The organism is Ruegeria sp. MALMAid1280, from assembly GCF_049195285.1.
In the GTDB taxonomy this organism is placed as follows: Bacteria; Pseudomonadota; Alphaproteobacteria; order Rhodobacterales; family Rhodobacteraceae; genus Ruegeria.
Map to the genome: position 1 here is coordinate 106,291 of NZ_JBMIRT010000059.1, position 15,519 is coordinate 121,809.

A 15,519-nucleotide genomic window follows, 5' to 3' on the forward strand; every position below is an offset into this window, starting at 1 on the left:
ATGCCTCCGGCGGGAGTATTTTTGAAAAGATGAAGCGGGGGCGTTCCTCTGCGGGAAAGTGAGTGTGCAAATCCCTGCGGAACCGCTATGCGGTTGATATGAGACTGTTCCTCCTCACCGCGCTGACCATGTGCGCTTTTGCGGCAAACTCGATCCTGAACCGTTTGGCCATCAACAGCGGGGCCAGCGACCCCGCCGGGTTCGCGGTTGTTCGGGTTCTGGCCGGGGCTGTGGTGCTGGCTGTTCTGGTCTGGGTAAAAGCCGGGCACCTGCCGCTGCGCAACCATCGCAGGATCGCGGGGGCGGGGTCGTTATCCCTCTATATGATCGGGTTTTCCGTGGCGTATCTGACCCTGGATGCCGGGTTGGGGGCTTTGATCCTGTTCGGGGTCGTGCAGGTTGCCATGTTCGCGGTTACGTCGATGTCGGGTAACACTCCGCAAATGCGGCAGGTTGCCGGTGCCGCGATTGCGCTTGCGGGATTGACCTATGTGCTTTGGCCTTCGGGCGCGGTTCAGGTCAATCTGGTCGGCGCCGCATTGATGACGGCAGCGGGGATCGGCTGGGCAATCTATTCGCTGGTTGGGCGGTCAGAACCGGACGCGCTGGCGGGGACGGCTGCAAATTTCGTCGTCGCGTTGCCACTCACTGCACTGGCCTTGCTGATCGCCGGAGTGGAATGGCGAATGTCGGCAACGGGCTATATGCTGGCGGCACTGTCCGGAGGCGTCACTTCGGGTTTGGGGTATGCGCTTTGGTATCGCGTTCTGCCTCAGTTAGCACCCACCACTGCAGCTGTCGTGCAACTGAGCGTCCCGATTATCGCGATTGTCGGAGGGGTCATCCTTTTGGGCGAAACGGCCAGCCTGCGTCTGGTCCTTGGCGCGGGGCTGGTTCTGGGCGGGATCGCGCTGGCCGTTCTGCGACTGAAACCCCGTCAGGGGGTTTAATCAACCTAGGTTAAGCTTTATCTGGCGGCTATGAGATACCTGCTTACCATCTTTCTGTTGCTCGCCCCAATGGCGGCTCATGCGAAATGCGTGGTGCTGTTGCACGGGCTCGCGCGGACCGAGGCCTCGTTCACCGTGATGGAACAGTTGTTCAAGGCGCATGACTATAACGTTGTGCGTCCGGGGTATCCGTCAACGGACTTGCCGATACCCAAGCTGGTCGAACAAACTCTGCCAGATGCTTTTGCGGCCTGTGGCAACGACAGGGTAAACGTGGTGGCGCATTCGATGGGCGGCATTCTGCTGCGCTATTGGTTGCAGGATCATCGGCCCGAGAACCTGGGTCGCGTGGTCATGCTCGGCCCGCCCAATCAGGGCAGTCAATTGGTCGATGAACTGGGCGCGTATGAAGTGTTCGGCATGTTGCATGGCCCCGCCGGACTGGCATTGGGTACCGGCCCCGAGGGCGTCCCACGCCAACTGCCTCCGGTTGATTTCGAACTGGGCGTGATCGCGGGCGAGAACTCGTTGAACCCGCTGTTCTCGTCCATGATCGACGGTCGGGATGACGGCAAAGTGTCGATTGAGACGACGAAAGTTGAAGGGATGAAGGATCACATCGTCCTGCCGGTGACCCACACCTTCATGATGAACAACCCGCGCGTCATGGCTCAGGCGCTGCACTTCATCGAGTACGGGCAGTTTGATCCTCAAATCACCTGGCTGGACGGCGTGATGGATATCATCGACGAAATCTGCATCGGGCAGGATTGCTCGGAACCTGCCTCGGAGCCATCGCAATGACCGCATTAAACCTGACCCTGACCGGCGCAGAAGTGCTGTTGCCGGAGCAAGGCCTTGTGCACTCTGACCTGGCCATGGCGGACGGCGTCATTCAACCGGACCGCACCGGGCGTGAAATCGACCTGTCAGGATATCTTGTGCTGCCGGGCATCATTGATCTGCATGGGGATGGGTTCGAGCGCCATATAGCGCCGCGTCGCGGGGCGATGAAGCAGATGGACGAGGGCATCCTCTCGGTCGAGGCTGAGCTGGCCGCCAACGGCATCACCACCGCCGTTCTGGCCCAGTTCCACAGCTGGGAGGGCGGCGTGCGCGGCCCCGAATTCGCAGGGCAGGTGTTTGAGGCCATTGCTGCAGTCAAGGATCGCGTCGTGACCGACCTTATGCCTCAGCTTCGGTTTGAGACGCATATGCTGGACGACTATGCGGGATTGCCCAAACGCATTGCCGAATGGCAGGTGCCCTATGTGGTATTCAACGATCACCTTCCACATGACCGTCTGGCCGAGCGGCGCAAACCACCGCGCCTGACCGGACAGGCGCTCAAGGCCGGGCGCAACCCAGAGAAACACTTCGAACTGTTGCTGTCCATGCACGACCGCCGAGCCGAGGTGCCTGCGGCGCTGGACGCTCTGTGTGCAGCCCTCGCCAAGCAGGGCGTGCGCATGGGCAGCCATGACGATGCCACCGCGCTGACCCGCGCCGACTGGCGCAAGCGCGGGGCGCAAATCGCCGAATTTCCAGAAACGCTTGCGGCCGCCGAGGCCGCCCGTGCCTGCGGCGACTATATCATTCTGGGTTCGCCCAATGTGGTGCGTGGGGGCTCGCACAAGGGCAATGTCAGCGCGCTTGACCTGATCACGATGGGGTATTGCGACGCGCTGGCCTCGGATTATCACTACCCCAGCCCCAGACGTGCTGCGCTGATGCTGGCCAAATCCGGGTTGGTGGATATGGCAGGCGCATGGGCGCTGGTGTCCTCGGGGCCTGCGCACGTGTTGGGGTTGCATGACCGGGGCACGCTGGCTTCGGGGCAGCGTGCCGATCTGGTCATTCTGGATGCCGAAACCCATCGCGTTGCCGCGACTCTGGCAGCTGGCCGGGTCAGCTACATGGCCGGAGATATCGCGGCCCGGTTCGTTCGCTGACCCGCTTCATCTTTTCCCAAATACTCCCGCCGGAGGCATCGCGCGGCAGCGCGATCCCCTAGCGCGAGATGCGGTTGAAATGACCCATCTTGCGACCGGCCTTTACCTCGGCCTTGCCATAAAGATGCAGGGCCACGTCGCGTTCCTGCGCCAGCTCTGGCACGCGATCCATGTCGGCACCGATCAGGTTCTCCATGACCACATCCGAATGCCGTTGCCCGTCCCCCAGCGGCCACCCGGCCACGGCGCGGATATGCTGCTCGAACTGGTCCACCGCACAGCCGTTCTGGGTCCAATGCCCCGAGTTATGCACCCGCGGCGCAATCTCGTTCACGATCAGACCGGCGGGGGTGACGAACAGCTCAACACCCATAACGCCAACATAGTCCAACGCGTTGAGGATGTTGGCTGCCAAAAGCACGGCATCCGTACGCTGCGCCGGGCGCAGGCGGGCAGGGACCGTTGTGGTGTGCAGGATGCCGTCGCGGTGCACGTTCTCGCCGGGATCGAAACAGGCGACCTGACCGTCCAACCCGCGCGCGGCGATGATCGAAACCTCGTGGCTGAACTCGACGAACCCTTCAAGGATCGACGGCGCGCCCGCCATATCGGCCAGAGCAGCCTCGGCATCTTCGGGACCATGCAACCGCGCCTGGCCCTTGCCGTCATAGCCAAAGCGGCGGGTCTTCAGAATGGCAGGCGTGCCGATCTGGTTGATCGCCGCGTTCAGGCTGTCCAGGTCGGTGATGTCGGCAAAGGGCGCGGTTTGCAGGCCAAGACCTTGCAGAAAATTCTTCTCGGTCAGCCGGTCCTGGCTGACGCGCAGCGCCTCGCGCCCCGGGTGGATAGGGCGGTGGGATTCCAGCAGGTCCAGCGCCTCGGTCGGGATGTTCTCGAATTCATAGGTGATGACGTCGACCGACTCGGCAAAGGCGCGCAGGGCGTCCGCATCGTCATAGGCCGCGGTGGTCACCCGGTCAGCGACCTGCCCCGCGGGCGGGTTGGCGCCGGGTTCGAAGATGTGGGTCACAAACCCCAAGCGGGCCGCCGCCACGGACAACATGCGTCCCAGCTGACCGCCGCCCAGGATACCGATCTTCGCACCGGGTTTTAGTGTGTCGGTCATTCTTTCGTCTCCAACCGTGATCCAATCGCCGTCAGGGTCGCGCGCAACACATCATGGGCGCGACCGGACTGCAATCCATCCGTCATCTGCAGGCTCAGCGTTCCCTCGGTCGCCAGGGCGTCGCGCTCAGTGGCCAACCGTCCCGACGTACCCGTTTCCATCGTGGACAGGAACCCTGACAATAGTTGAGTGGTATAGAATTCGGCGGCGTCCGCGTCGCCGGTTTGTTCGGTCAGCCACGCGGCACCGGTCGCCATCAGGTCAAGCATACCGGGGACCATTGCGCAAATCGCGAAATGCGCATTCAGCGCCGCCTCGTCCGAGACACTGACGACCGGGTTTTCCGGTTGGAACAAATCCGCCAGCAGAGTGTCATTTCCAAAGGCTGCCAGGGGGCACCCACCCTGTTGCAGAAAACCCAGAGGGATCGTCTGAACGAAATCAGAGGCCGGGGCGCAAAGCTGCGCCAGTTGCTGGGCCGATACCGCCGCCATGACCGAAATGATTTGCTGGTCGGCGCGAAACGTCAGCGTTTCAAGGACGTCCGGTGCAATCTGCGGGCGCAGACACAGAAACACGATGTCCGAGGTGTCGACTACAGATTGCGCATCAGTGACCGTCACACCCAGTTCGGTCCTAAGGGCTGCCGAAACGTCGGTGTTACGATCAGTAACGGATATGAAATGCCCTTTCGAGGCCAAAAACCGAACCATCGGAGCCGCAATATGCCCGGTTCCGATGAATCCGATCCGGCTCATCCCTGGGGCTCCTCGGGGATCGAGGCCGACAGCGCCTCGCGCCAGGCATCCAGCCGCTGGGCCAGCGCGTCGTCCTGCAGGGCCAGAATACCAGCCGCCATCAGGCCCGCATTTGCGCCGCCAGCCGCGCCAATCGCCATGGTCGCCACCGGGAAACCCTTGGGCATCTGCACGATGGAATACAGCGAATCGACACCCGACAACGCCCGTGTCTGCACTGGAACGCCAATCACCGGCACTCGGGTTTTCGAGGCCATCATGCCCGGCAGATGCGCGGCCCCTCCGGCCCCTGCAATGATCACATGCAGCCCTCGCGAAACGGCGGTTTTGCCGTAATCCCACAACCGGTCGGGGGTCCGGTGCGCCGAAACGATGCGTTTCTCATACGCGATGCCCAGATCATCCAGAATGTCTGCGGCTTCTTTCATCGTGGGCCAGTCCGACTGGCTGCCCATGATGATCCCCACTTTCACGTCGCTCATCCGCTTGCGTCCCTGCCTTTCGAAAGAGCGGGCACTATAGCCAAATCCGAATTCGTGGCAATGCGTCAGGCGATGATGTCAGGGGTCAAACGGTCTTCGATCAGACGAATAATGTCCTTTAGCCGCAGTTTCTGCTTTTTCAGCCGCTTGAGCGTCAGCTGATCGGCCGTGCCGGTGGATTGCAGCGCCTCGATCGCCTGGTCCAGGTCTCGGTGCTGGCGGCGGAAAACCTCCAGTTCAACCCGCAAAACCTCGTCTGTTTTCATCGAAAGATCGGTGGGCGCGTTCATGTGCGACTCAGTGCCTTTTGTGGTGCTTAGCACACAAGATAGTGTGTCAGGGTTTATCCGGCCAGACCTTGTGGACATCCCCGCATATTCCCATATTCTATTCTACGCGGTTGCCAGAACGGGGCCGCACCACACGTCGCTTTGGCAATAAAGGACGAAAATACGTGTCGAAACTTACTCTTGGCTCATACCCGCATCTTTTGGGGTTCGAGCAGTTGGAACGCCTTCTGGAACGGTCTGCAAAGGCCGGTAACGAAGGGTACCCACCCTATAACATCGAACAGACCTCGGACTTTTCGTACCGCATCACTCTGGCGGTGGCCGGGTTCGCAGAAGAGGATCTGTCGATCACCATCGAGGATCGCCAGCTGGTGATCCGGGGCCGTCAACGCGACGACAGCGAGGGGCGAGTTTTCCTGCACCGTGGCATCGCGGCGCGTCAGTTCCAGCGTATGTTCGTGCTGGCCGACGGGGTCGAGGTGGGCGAGGCGATCATGGAAAACGGCCTGCTGCATGTAGACCTGACCCGCGCCGTACCCGAAACCGTGGTGCAAACGATCAACATAAGAAAGGGGTAAGAGCAATGAATACACCGATTGAGCTGAATGCCGAAGGCGACCGGATCGTCTATGTGAAAGCTGTCGACGTCGCTGATCTGCCTCGGGAAGTGCGCGAGCAGGCGGGCGATCTGGATCAGCTTTACGCCGTTCACGATTCCGACGGTCAGCAACTGGCGCTGGTCGCCGACCGCAAGCTGGCTTTTGTCCTGGCGCGCGAACATGATTTTTCACCGGTGGCCGTCCACTGAGCCACACGATTTGCCCGTGACATCTGCCGCCCCGCGGGCAAGATATGCGGACCTATAGCGGTTCGCATATCGAAAGGGCGCAATTCATGAGCTGGTTTGACTTTGACTGGGTAGACGCCTTCAGCGACCGTGCGTTTGGCGGCAACGGCTGTGCAGTGGTTCATGGCGGCGCTGTTCTTTCGCAAGAGGTCTGCATGGCCTATGTGCGCGAAACTTCTCTGGTCGAATGCACGTTTACCGGCCCGTCCGATCTGGCCGATATCCGGGTGCGTTATTTTCTGGCCAGCCGCGAGATTCCCTTTGCCGGGCATCCCACCATCGCCACCGTTGCCGCAATGCGGTCACGCGACCTGTTTCAGGGCGACGCGCTGACGTTGGAGACCGGGGCCGGGATTGTCTCGATTCGCCTGAACGGCGATGAAATCGAGATGACACAGGTCGCGCCGCAATTTGGCAGTGCCGTGCCAGCCGATATGGTTGCCGCTGCGATCAGCCTTCCCGAAGAGGCTATCATTTCCCCGCCGCAATTTGTCTCCACCGGGCTGCCCTTCTGCGTCACTGTTCTGCGCGATCATGAGGCCTTGCGCGCCGCAAAGCTGGACATCAGCAAGCTGCCGAAAATAACTGAGAAAGCAGGGTTTTCAGGATCAGACATGGCCGAACCTTTCCTTGTCACACTCAAAGGTGCGACCGAAGCGGGCGACACATTCTCGCGCCTGTTGATGGCGCCGCCCAGCCCGCCCGAGGATCCGTTCACCGGATCGGCCACCGGCGCGATGGCGGCGTATCTGTGGAAACACGGGCTGATGCCCAAAGACACATTCATCGCCGAGCAGGGCCACGACATGGGGCGGCCCGGTCAGGCCACTGTCACCCGCGTTGGCCCGCCGGATGCGATGACCGGCATCAAGGTTGCGGGGCGCGGCCACATTCTGATGCGCGGTCAAGTGGACCTGCCCGAGGCTGCAGAATGACCCAACCCGCGATCGCGATCCTGCCCTATGGGCATCGGTTGGGGCCGAAACTGGCCTCGATCCCGCTGTCGGATCTGATCTGGCCCGAAGGTTGCCCGGATCGTTTGACCGGCAAGACGGTCGGTGATCTGGAACCCACCGATCACCTGATCATGCATCCGAACTCGACCGTCCATCTGCGCCTGCGTCGGGGCACCCGCGCGCGGATATCGCTGATGATGGGCGAGCCCTCGGCCATTCATGGCAAACACGACCGGATGCTGCGATATACGTGGCGGCGGTTCTTCCGGGTGCTGACCTTTCACGATGTGCTGTTGCAGAACATTCCGAACGCCGTGTTCCTGCCCTATGGCGTTACCATGGTGCCCGACTGGCAGGACCTTGATGTCACGAAAACCAAATCCTGCTCGCTGATCGCGTCGGCCAAGCGCGACCTTGAAGGGCACCAGCTGCGCCATTCGGTGATCGACTGGCTGCGGGAAACCGGCGCGGATGTGGATATCATGGGGCGCGGCTATACGCCGTTTGACCGCAAATCCGACGGTTTGACCCCGTACCGCTATTCCGTGGTGATCGAGAACGTGCAGGAACGGAATTATTTCTCGGAAAAGCTGACGGACGCGATCCTGTGTTCGACGGTGCCGATCTATTGGGGCTGTCCGAATATCGGGGATTTCTTCGATACGTCCGGCATGATCCTGTGCGACTCCGAGGCTGATATTCAGTGTGCAATTCAGGCGGCCTCAGCCGAGGATTATGCCACCCGCTTGCCGCACCTGCAGGCGATCCAGCCCAAGGCGGCCGAGTTCGGAGACTTCGAAGCCCGCGCCGTCGCCGCCATCCGCGCCGAGCTCTGACCACAAAAAAAGGCCCCCGCGATGCGAGGGCCTTTGAATGTTTCTGGTGCCGACTTACGACGCGGCGATCAGACCCATGCTCTCCAGTTTCAGCAGAACCTGGTGGGCGCAATTGTCGACGTCCACATTCTCGGTCTCGACGCTCAGCTCGGGGTTCTGAGGCACGTCATAAGGGTCCGAGATGCCGGTGAACTCCTTGATCTTGCCTTCACGCGCCAGCTTGTACAGGCCCTTGCGGTCGCGGCGTTCGCATTCCTCGATCGAGGTCGCAACGTGCACTTCGCAGAAGGCGCCAAACTGTTCGACGTCTTCCCGAACGGCGCGGCGGGTGGTGGCGTAAGGCGCGATCGGGGCACAGATGGCGATGCCGCCATTCTTGGTGATCTCGCTGGCCACGTAACCGATGCGGCGGATGTTCAGGTCGCGGTGCTCTTTCGAGAAGCCCAGTTCCGAAGACAGGTTCTTACGCACGATGTCACCATCCAGCAGAGTCACAGGGCGACCACCCATCTCCATCAGCTTGACCATCAGCGCGTTGGCGATGGTGGATTTGCCCGAGCCCGAGAAGCCGGTGAAGAACACGGTAAAGCCCTGCTGGCTGCGCGGCGGTTTCGTCTTGCGCAATTCGGCCACAACCTCGGGGAAGCTGAACCATTCCGGGATTTCCAGACCTTCGGCCAGACGCCGGCGCAGTTCGGTGCCCGAGATGTTCAGGATCGTGACGTTTTCCTTGTCTTCGATCTCGTCATTCGGTTCGTACTGAGCACGTTCCTGCACGTAGACCATGTGTTTGAAATCGACCATCTCGACGCCGACTTCATCCTGGAACTGGCGGAACAGGTCCTGCGCGTCATAGGGGCCGTAGAAGTCTTCGCCCTGGCTGTTCTTGCCGGGGCCGGCGTGGTCGCGACCGACGATAAAGTGGGTGCAACCGTGGTTCGCGCGGATCAGGCCGTGCCAGACCGCCTCGCGCGGCCCAGCCATACGCATCGCCAGGTTCAGCAGCGACATCGATGTGGTCGAGGCCGGGTACTTGTCCAGAACCGCCTCATAGCAGCGCACGCGGGTGAAGTGATCGACGTCGCCGGGCTTGGTCATGCCCACGACCGGGTGGATCAGCAGGTTGGCCTGCGCTTCCTTGGCGGCGCGGAAGGTCAGTTCCTGATGCGCGCGGTGCAGCGGGTTACGGGTTTGGAACGCAACGATGCGGCGCCAGCCCAGCTTGCGGAAATAGGCACGCAGCTCGTTCGGCGTGTCGCGGCGGCCACGGAAATCATAGTGAACCGGCTGTTGAATGCCGACCACAGGCCCACCCAAATAGACCTTGCCAGCCACGTTGTGCAGGTAGTTCACGGCCGGATGCGCATCGTCATCGGCGCCAAAGACCTTTTCGGCCTCGCGTACCTTATCCGGGGTCCAGCGGTCGGTGACCGTCATAGTGCCGAGGATGACACCTTCCTGATCGCGCAGGGCGATGTCCTGACCCAGTTCGATGGTTTCGGCAAAGTCTTCGCTGACGTCCAGCGTGATCGGCATCGGCCACAGGGTGCCATCGGCCAAGCGCATGTTTTCGACGACGTTGTCGTAGTCGGCTTCGGACAGGAAACCTTTGAGCGGGTTGAACCCGCCATTCATCAGAAGCTCCAGATCGCAGATCTGACGCGGGCTCAGGTCCCAACTGGTCAGATCAGCGGCTTCCACTTTCAGCTTTTGGGCAGATTCATAAGATACATACAGCTCGGGGATCGGAGCCAGATTGCTTAACATCGTCATTGGAATACTCTTGTCGAAGTGCGGTTTTACCGGTGGTTCAGGGGTGTTTGCGGGGCATTTGCCCCGACTGCTGGTCGAAGTCCATATACATTCACGAAATTAAGGACGATAATCGCGGTTTTTATCGGGATTAGAAGGAAATTTCGGTAGGCGCGGCTTTTCGCGATTTAATTCCCGCTGACGTGCGGTTGCTGTGCGAATTCAGCACATCCGTTCCTATCTTGCGGTGGCCAGCAGCAAGTCCGAGGCGCTGGTCACCGGCAGGGCGGGAATCGGGCGGGTCACGCCGCGCAGGTCAAAGGGTCTGATGCCATTCTGATCCCCCTCATACCCTGCCGCCTGCAGCAATTCGGCCGAGACCAGAAGCTCGACCCCCAGCGCTTTGGTTTCGCCCTCAAGCCGGCTGGCCACGTTGACCGCGTCACCGATGATGGTGCGCGCGGCATGGCCGGCAGCGCCGATTTCCCCCAGCACCAGATCGCCCAGATGCAACCCCATCCCGATGCGTATGCGGGGACTGCCCTCGGCCTCAAGCCGCTGATTGAACTGTGCGAGGGCACGACTGACATCGGCCGCTGCCTTCAACCCCGCCCGGGCCGAGCTTTCGGTGTCGGGCGTTTCGAACACGGCCAGAAGGCCATCGCCCATGTATTTGTCGACCACACCGCCATCAGTGGTGATCGCCGGAACAATGGCGTCGAAGAACCGGTTCAGCAGGAACACGATGTCATAGGGCAACTGGCCAGTGGTGCGCGAGGTGAACCCGCGCATGTCCAGAAACAGAACGGCCAGTTTGCGCTCTTGCCCCTGGCTTGCGTGGGCACGGTGCCGCCCGCCATCCGGACGGAACATGCGAAACGCGGTCAGCGGCGCAATCGGGCAAATCTGACAGGCCAGCCGCGCCCCGCTGGGGGCACCAACAGCAGCAAGGCTGCGGGCTTCGATCTCGCTGGGGGCGGGAAGGTTATCGGCGCCTTCCTCGACGATCACCCGGCAGGTGGTGCAGCGCCCCTTACCGCCACACAGGGCCGTGTGCGGAATGCCATTGGCCTGCGAAATCTCAAGCAGGGTCATACCCTTTTCGGCCACAACCTCGGGGCCTTCGACATATTTCACCCGCACGGAGTGTCGGCGTCGCCAGAGCTTGCGGATCGCAAATACCGCCAGCGCCGCCCCCAGCGCGATCCAGAAGGCCATCAGCGCATTGTCCTTGACGCTGAACATGGCCTCGAATGCCTCGGGCGAGGGCCAGTTGTAATGCTCGATATACTGTTCGCGCAGAAAGGGATCGGAGAAATCCACCCAGATGCGCCGCCCTTCGGTCAGCAGCCCGGCCAGCGCAAATGATGGGATGAACACGGCAACGCCGATCAGATAGGGTACAGTTTTTGACCACCAGCGGGTTAGCCGCAGCCACCTGTGCAACCCGATGCAGCCATGCACCCAGACCAACAGCAACAGCAGGCTCTGCATCCAGATCACCGTGCCGGGCCACATCAGGATGATGATATAGCCCATCTCGTCATTTACATCATAGATTTCATGCGCATAGCGCGTTTGCACGATATGAGAGATCAGTTGCAGCGGGATCAGCAGGCCAAGAACAACCTGCAATCCGGTTGCAAATGGCATCCGCAATGTTCGGCGTTGACTGATCGAATGCAGCGCCAGCCCGGCATGTACCAGCAGGGCGGCGTATAAGATCACGCTCATGGCGTCGTGACGGGTAACGGCTTTGCGGCCATCCTGCATTCCGTGCAGGTAGTCGGTGTGAAACAGACCCAGCCCGATATTGATGAAGTGAAAGAAGGCAAAGGTAAACAGGATCAGGCCGCTGCCGATCCTCAGCCGGGTTGCCCACCCGCCTCGCCATAGAACGCTGTTCAATCAGATCACCTGCATTCGGGTTGTTTGAGAGCGAGTCTGATACGGGCGGGCGAACGGGTCAAGAATAAGACGGAACCCATTCGGTTGCCGCAGCGTCCATGCGGATCAGGGCAGGGGAGATGTCGAAAAGCACGACATGGTTGAGCTCGGGACGCGAGCGTGAGCTGTACAACAACCCATCGGCGCCGATCGCACGGGCATCATCGGAAAACCGCCATGTCGGTGAGCGGCCTTGAGCGTCGTGGATGCCTTGCCAGACAATCGAGGCATCGGCGCGTCCGCGCAGGTCCGCCAGCATTGCACCGGTAACGCTTGCGCGTTGCAAGACCCTTGGCGGGTCACCGTCCGACACATACCGCCGGATCGCGACCCCGGCGCCCTCTGCGCTGAGAGAGGCATAAAGGGCTGTCTGACCCGCGTAATGAAAACGCCCCTCGGGCGCCTGTGCCGGGGCCAGAGGGGCGTCGATCTGTGACAGAAACAGAATTCTCCAGACTGCGCCGGAGAATTCCAGCATTGGGTTAGTCCTGCTCCGCCAGGAAACGTTCCGCGTCCAGCGCGGCCATGCAGCCCATGCCGGCGCTGGTGACGGCCTGACGATAGATGTGGTCGGTCAGGTCACCGGCGGCAAAGACACCGGGGACCGAGGTCTCGGTCGAACCCGGCTTGGTCGCGACATAGCCGCCCATATGAGTTTCCAACGCATCCTTGACCAGTTCGCTGGCCGGGGCGTGGCCGATGGCGACAAACACGCCTTTGCAGGGGATCTCGGTGATCTCGCCGGTTTTGACGTTCTTGACGCGCACGCCTTCGACGCCCAGCGGGGCATCGGTGCCGACCACCTCTTCCAACTCGTGGAACCACAGCGGTTCGATCTTTTCGTGCTTGAGAAGGCGATCCTGCAGGATTTTCTCGGCCCGCAGCTCGTCGCGGCGGTGGACCAGAGTGACCTTGCTGGCGAAGTTGGTCAGGAACAGTGCCTCTTCCACTGCGGTGTTGCCGCCGCCGATCACCACGATTTCCTGGCCGCGATAGAAGAAGCCGTCGCAAGTGGCACAGGCAGACACGCCAAAGCCCTTGAATTTCTCTTCCGACGGCAGGCCCAGCCATTTCGCACGCGCGCCGGTGGCCAGAATGACGGCATCGGCGGTATAGGTGGTGCCATTGTCACCCTTGGCGGTGAAGGGGCGTTTCGAGACGTCCAGATCGCTGATGAAGTCGCCGATCACCTCGCAGCCCATGGCCTGGGCGTGCTCCTGCATCTTGACCATCAGGTCCGGGCCCTGAACTTCGGTGAAGCCGGGGTAATTCTCGACATCCGTGGTGGTGGTCAACTGACCGCCGGGCTCGATGCCCTGAACCAGAATCGGCTCCAGCATCGCGCGGCTTGCGTAGACGCCTGCAGTGTAACCGGCAGGTCCCGACCCGATGATCAGAACCTTGGTGTGACGTGTTTCGGACATGGTACCCCCAACTCGATCTGCCTGATATGGGCGCGCGGCCCTTGGGCGATGGATATAGCGACCCCTGTGCCGCGCTTAAAGCCCCTTCCTGTTTCACACCTGCTATGTGCCGCGTGAATGGCGCGCAAAATAAGGACATTGAAAATAAACAATATTGCGCGACCACGAAAGATTATTGCGCATCCTCTGGGTGCTGATATAACAACCGAAAAATCAGGAGCATTTGATGGTCGCGATACGGCTGGATGAGATTGACCGCAAAATTCTGGCGGAATTGCAGGCAGACGGTCGCATGACCAATGTCGAGCTGGCAAAGCGCGTGGGCATTTCAGCGCCTCCGTGCCTGCGTCGTGTGCGGACATTGGAAGAATCGGGTCTGATCCGCGGATACCACGCCGAAGTGAACTCGCGCGAACTGGGCTTCGAGGTTCAGGTCTTTGCAATGGTCGGTCTGGAAAGCCAGGCCGAATCCGAGTTGAGCGCGTTCGAGGAACGCTGCCGCGAATGGCCTCTGGTGCGGGAATGCCACATGCTGAACGGCGAGGTCGACTTTATCCTGAAATGCGTGGCACCGGACCTGAGCAGTTTTCAGCAGTTCCTGACCGGCGATCTGCTGACCACGCCGAACGTGGCCAGCGTCAAGACCTCGCTGGTCATCCGCGGCGCAAAAGACGAACCCGGTGTGCCTTTCGATGTTCTGGAAGAACGAATGAACCGGACGGCGTAAGCGCTGCGCCCTTCGGATGCGGCTTCATCTGTGGCAGAAAAGCTGCCACCGTCATGTAAAACACCCAACTTAACAATAACTGCATAATGCCCCCACATTGCAGAAAAAGCCCGGATTCAGGCGTCTATCGCATTGACCTCTCCGTCCCCGGCGCGTGGCAAAACCAATGGTCCGAAATCGTTCAGCGTGTCAATATGCGCAAACAGGTTCAGATAGATCGACTTCAGTGACCGGCTGACCTTGCGAATGGTGTTGACGCCGGGGTGATAGGATTCGAACTGCAGCCCGTCGACCCCGATCACCGCATGGCGTTTGAGACAGATGTGAAACAGCTCGACCGGCGTCGGCGGCAGCGTTTCGATGATGCTTGTGCCGTCCTGGAACTCGTGGACCGGTGTTAGAATCTGATCGTCGCCGTGTAGATGTCGCAGGTGCGCAGGCGTTCCCAGCAACCGCGCGGACGGGCCGGTGATAACGCCCGACATCGGTTTTTGCATACCGAACGTGTCGGCCATGATCCGCGTCAACGGTCGTGTTCGGCCGCGGGCGTCCTCGCGTCCGGGCACCAGCGTGACCGATCCCTTCCACAGCACCGTTTCCGAAGTGCCGCTTTGGGTCAGGACTGTATCGCCGGGCATCAGGTCTTCGATCGCCATCGGCCCGAATTCCGTTTCAACCAGAGATCCTCGGGTAAAGGCGCAGAATGCGTCTTCGAACATGGGCAGGGCAGGTGCGATGTGACGGGTCTGCACGACATCCCCGTTTTTCATCAGCGTACTGACCTCAAAGCGCCGCAACTGCGCTTTTTTCTGTGTGGTTGGTCTTGGCGCGTCGCGCAGCAATGACGAGGTTTCAACGGCATTTCTGGCAGCGCGCGATAACGAACGTGGGATATCCATATCAATTTCGTCCCCTCTGACTACCGCACAGGCAGGCTGAACCCCCGTACAGGCCCGCTTGATCGGATTTACTTTCGTCTAGAAAGAAGCTGGCGACCGCAGGACAGCGGGCTTGATCGGCGCTTGCCGCTACAAAATTCCCTACGTTATTAGTCACCACTTGTCCCCCAGACAAACTCATACAAACGCGGGCGAAATTGCCTGCGCACACGTGCCCCTCACCACAGCCGCACACAATATTCGCGGCAGGTCACACACCGGATCGGAGCCTTCCTCCGCTGTGCGTCTTTGGTTGCCCAAGAACCGGCAGCTTGGTTCGTGGAGCCTTTTGATCAGCGACGTGCCGCCAGGCGGCGTGCGACTCTGACCGAATGGCTGGAAACCCGTTTCCACGGCATCTCCAGCTTGTGCTCTCTGGTGGCCGCAACCACGGCGCTGAGAAAGCGAGATTTCATCTTCATGTTATGTCCTGCCCGACTTTGGGGACTGTCGCCCCGTTTTCCTCTGAGCCCTCAATGTGCCGGACCAATGCGGCGGCGATAAGGCTGATCCGGGATGAATTCAGGACTAAGA

Annotated in this window: 18 protein-coding genes; 8 read left to right on the forward strand and 10 right to left on the reverse strand. The window is 60.7% G+C overall.

All coding sequences use genetic code 11. From position 1 onward, the window contains the following. The first annotated feature begins 98 nt into the window (after positions 1-98). Genes ACOQFT_RS17385 through ACOQFT_RS17395 form a run of 3 tightly spaced genes read left to right on the forward strand, consistent with a single transcriptional unit; the run spans position 99 to position 2,902 of the window. The gene (locus ACOQFT_RS17385) at positions 99-950 is read left to right on the forward strand and encodes a DMT family transporter (RefSeq protein ID WP_421599146.1); all 852 of its coding nucleotides are present in this window, start codon (positions 99-101) and stop codon (positions 948-950) included. A 30-nt stretch (positions 951-980) separates the two neighbouring features. Further along, a complete protein-coding gene (locus tag ACOQFT_RS17390) occupies positions 981-1,754 on the forward strand; it encodes an esterase/lipase family protein (protein WP_421599147.1) in 774 nt (257 codons plus the stop codon). Next, complete coding sequence (locus tag ACOQFT_RS17395; RefSeq protein WP_421599148.1) at positions 1,751-2,902, forward strand: alpha-D-ribose 1-methylphosphonate 5-triphosphate diphosphatase; 1,152 nt, start codon at positions 1,751-1,753, stop codon at positions 2,900-2,902. The genes ACOQFT_RS17390 and ACOQFT_RS17395 overlap by 4 nt, the downstream gene beginning before the upstream one ends. 58 nt (positions 2,903-2,960) lie before the next feature. Here the strand turns inward: ACOQFT_RS17395 and ACOQFT_RS17400 are convergent, their stop codons facing one another. The 4 genes from ACOQFT_RS17400 to ACOQFT_RS17415 all read right to left on the reverse strand — a co-directional run bounded on the left by ACOQFT_RS17400 (position 2,961) and on the right by ACOQFT_RS17415 (position 5,558). Continuing rightward, positions 2,961-4,028, reverse strand: coding sequence for a 5-(carboxyamino)imidazole ribonucleotide synthase (locus ACOQFT_RS17400; protein WP_421599149.1), 1,068 nt, complete (start codon positions 4,026-4,028; stop codon positions 2,961-2,963). Continuing rightward, entirely contained in the window at positions 4,025-4,786 is a 762-nt protein-coding gene (locus ACOQFT_RS17405; protein ID WP_421599150.1) for an NAD(P)-binding domain-containing protein, read from the reverse strand. Before ACOQFT_RS17405 ends, ACOQFT_RS17400 begins: the two co-directional genes overlap by 4 nt. Then, positions 4,783-5,268, reverse strand: coding sequence for a 5-(carboxyamino)imidazole ribonucleotide mutase (gene purE / locus ACOQFT_RS17410; protein ID WP_421599151.1), 486 nt, complete (start codon positions 5,266-5,268; stop codon positions 4,783-4,785). Before purE ends, ACOQFT_RS17405 begins: the two co-directional genes overlap by 4 nt. A 65-nt stretch (positions 5,269-5,333) precedes the next feature. Beyond that, the gene (locus ACOQFT_RS17415) at positions 5,334-5,558 is read right to left on the reverse strand and encodes a DUF465 domain-containing protein (protein WP_170440808.1); all 225 of its coding nucleotides are present in this window, start codon (positions 5,556-5,558) and stop codon (positions 5,334-5,336) included. A 164-nt stretch (positions 5,559-5,722) separates the two neighbouring features. Here ACOQFT_RS17415 and ACOQFT_RS17420 point away from each other — a divergent pair, with 164 nt between their 5' ends. From ACOQFT_RS17420 to ACOQFT_RS17435, 4 genes are all read left to right on the forward strand, one after another. After that, on the forward strand, positions 5,723-6,136 hold the full coding sequence (locus ACOQFT_RS17420) for an Hsp20 family protein (RefSeq protein ID WP_085821398.1): 414 nt from the start codon (positions 5,723-5,725) through the stop codon (positions 6,134-6,136). Between the two features lie 5 nt (positions 6,137-6,141). Continuing rightward, the gene (locus tag ACOQFT_RS17425) at positions 6,142-6,366 is read left to right on the forward strand and encodes a DUF1150 family protein (RefSeq protein WP_170325930.1); all 225 of its coding nucleotides are present in this window, start codon (positions 6,142-6,144) and stop codon (positions 6,364-6,366) included. Positions 6,367-6,452: 86 nt separating this feature from the next. Next, the gene (locus tag ACOQFT_RS17430; protein WP_421599152.1) at positions 6,453-7,340 is read left to right on the forward strand and encodes a PhzF family phenazine biosynthesis protein; all 888 of its coding nucleotides are present in this window, start codon (positions 6,453-6,455) and stop codon (positions 7,338-7,340) included. Beyond that, positions 7,337-8,197, forward strand: a complete 861-nt coding sequence (locus tag ACOQFT_RS17435; protein WP_421599153.1) for a glycosyltransferase family 10 domain-containing protein — start codon at positions 7,337-7,339, stop codon at positions 8,195-8,197. The genes ACOQFT_RS17430 and ACOQFT_RS17435 overlap by 4 nt, the downstream gene beginning before the upstream one ends. Before the next feature lie 54 nt (positions 8,198-8,251). On the opposite strand, the gene ACOQFT_RS17440 is transcribed toward ACOQFT_RS17435, so the two are convergent. The 4 genes from ACOQFT_RS17440 to trxB all read right to left on the reverse strand — a co-directional run bounded on the left by ACOQFT_RS17440 (position 8,252) and on the right by trxB (position 13,320). Continuing rightward, positions 8,252-9,970 carry a bifunctional sulfate adenylyltransferase/adenylylsulfate kinase gene (locus tag ACOQFT_RS17440; RefSeq protein ID WP_421599154.1) on the reverse strand — a complete coding sequence of 573 codons (1,719 nt, stop codon included), beginning with the start codon at positions 9,968-9,970 and terminating at the stop codon, positions 8,252-8,254. A gap of 216 nt (positions 9,971-10,186) precedes the next feature. After that, positions 10,187-11,857: an adenylate/guanylate cyclase domain-containing protein gene (locus ACOQFT_RS17445; protein WP_421599155.1), complete on the reverse strand. Its 1,671-nt coding sequence runs from the start codon at positions 11,855-11,857 to the stop codon at positions 10,187-10,189. 58 nt (positions 11,858-11,915) lie between these two features. Then, positions 11,916-12,374, reverse strand: coding sequence for an RES family NAD+ phosphorylase (locus tag ACOQFT_RS17450; protein WP_421599156.1), 459 nt, complete (start codon positions 12,372-12,374; stop codon positions 11,916-11,918). A gap of 4 nt (positions 12,375-12,378) precedes the next feature. Then, positions 12,379-13,320, reverse strand: coding sequence for a thioredoxin-disulfide reductase (trxB, locus tag ACOQFT_RS17455; protein ID WP_421599157.1), 942 nt, complete (start codon positions 13,318-13,320; stop codon positions 12,379-12,381). A gap of 226 nt (positions 13,321-13,546) precedes the next feature. Here trxB and ACOQFT_RS17460 point away from each other — a divergent pair, with 226 nt between their 5' ends. After that, a complete protein-coding gene (locus ACOQFT_RS17460; RefSeq protein WP_421599158.1) occupies positions 13,547-14,047 on the forward strand; it encodes an Lrp/AsnC family transcriptional regulator in 501 nt (166 codons plus the stop codon). A 116-nt stretch (positions 14,048-14,163) separates the two neighbouring features. On the opposite strand, the gene ACOQFT_RS17465 is transcribed toward ACOQFT_RS17460, so the two are convergent. Together ACOQFT_RS17465 and ACOQFT_RS17470 are read right to left on the reverse strand one after the other, a co-directional pair. Further along, positions 14,164-14,946, reverse strand: a complete 783-nt coding sequence (locus tag ACOQFT_RS17465) for a Hint domain-containing protein (protein ID WP_421599159.1) — start codon at positions 14,944-14,946, stop codon at positions 14,164-14,166. Between the two features lie 332 nt (positions 14,947-15,278). Then, the gene (locus ACOQFT_RS17470) at positions 15,279-15,407 is read right to left on the reverse strand and encodes a hypothetical protein (protein WP_421599160.1); all 129 of its coding nucleotides are present in this window, start codon (positions 15,405-15,407) and stop codon (positions 15,279-15,281) included. Between the last annotated feature and the right edge of the window lie 112 nt (positions 15,408-15,519).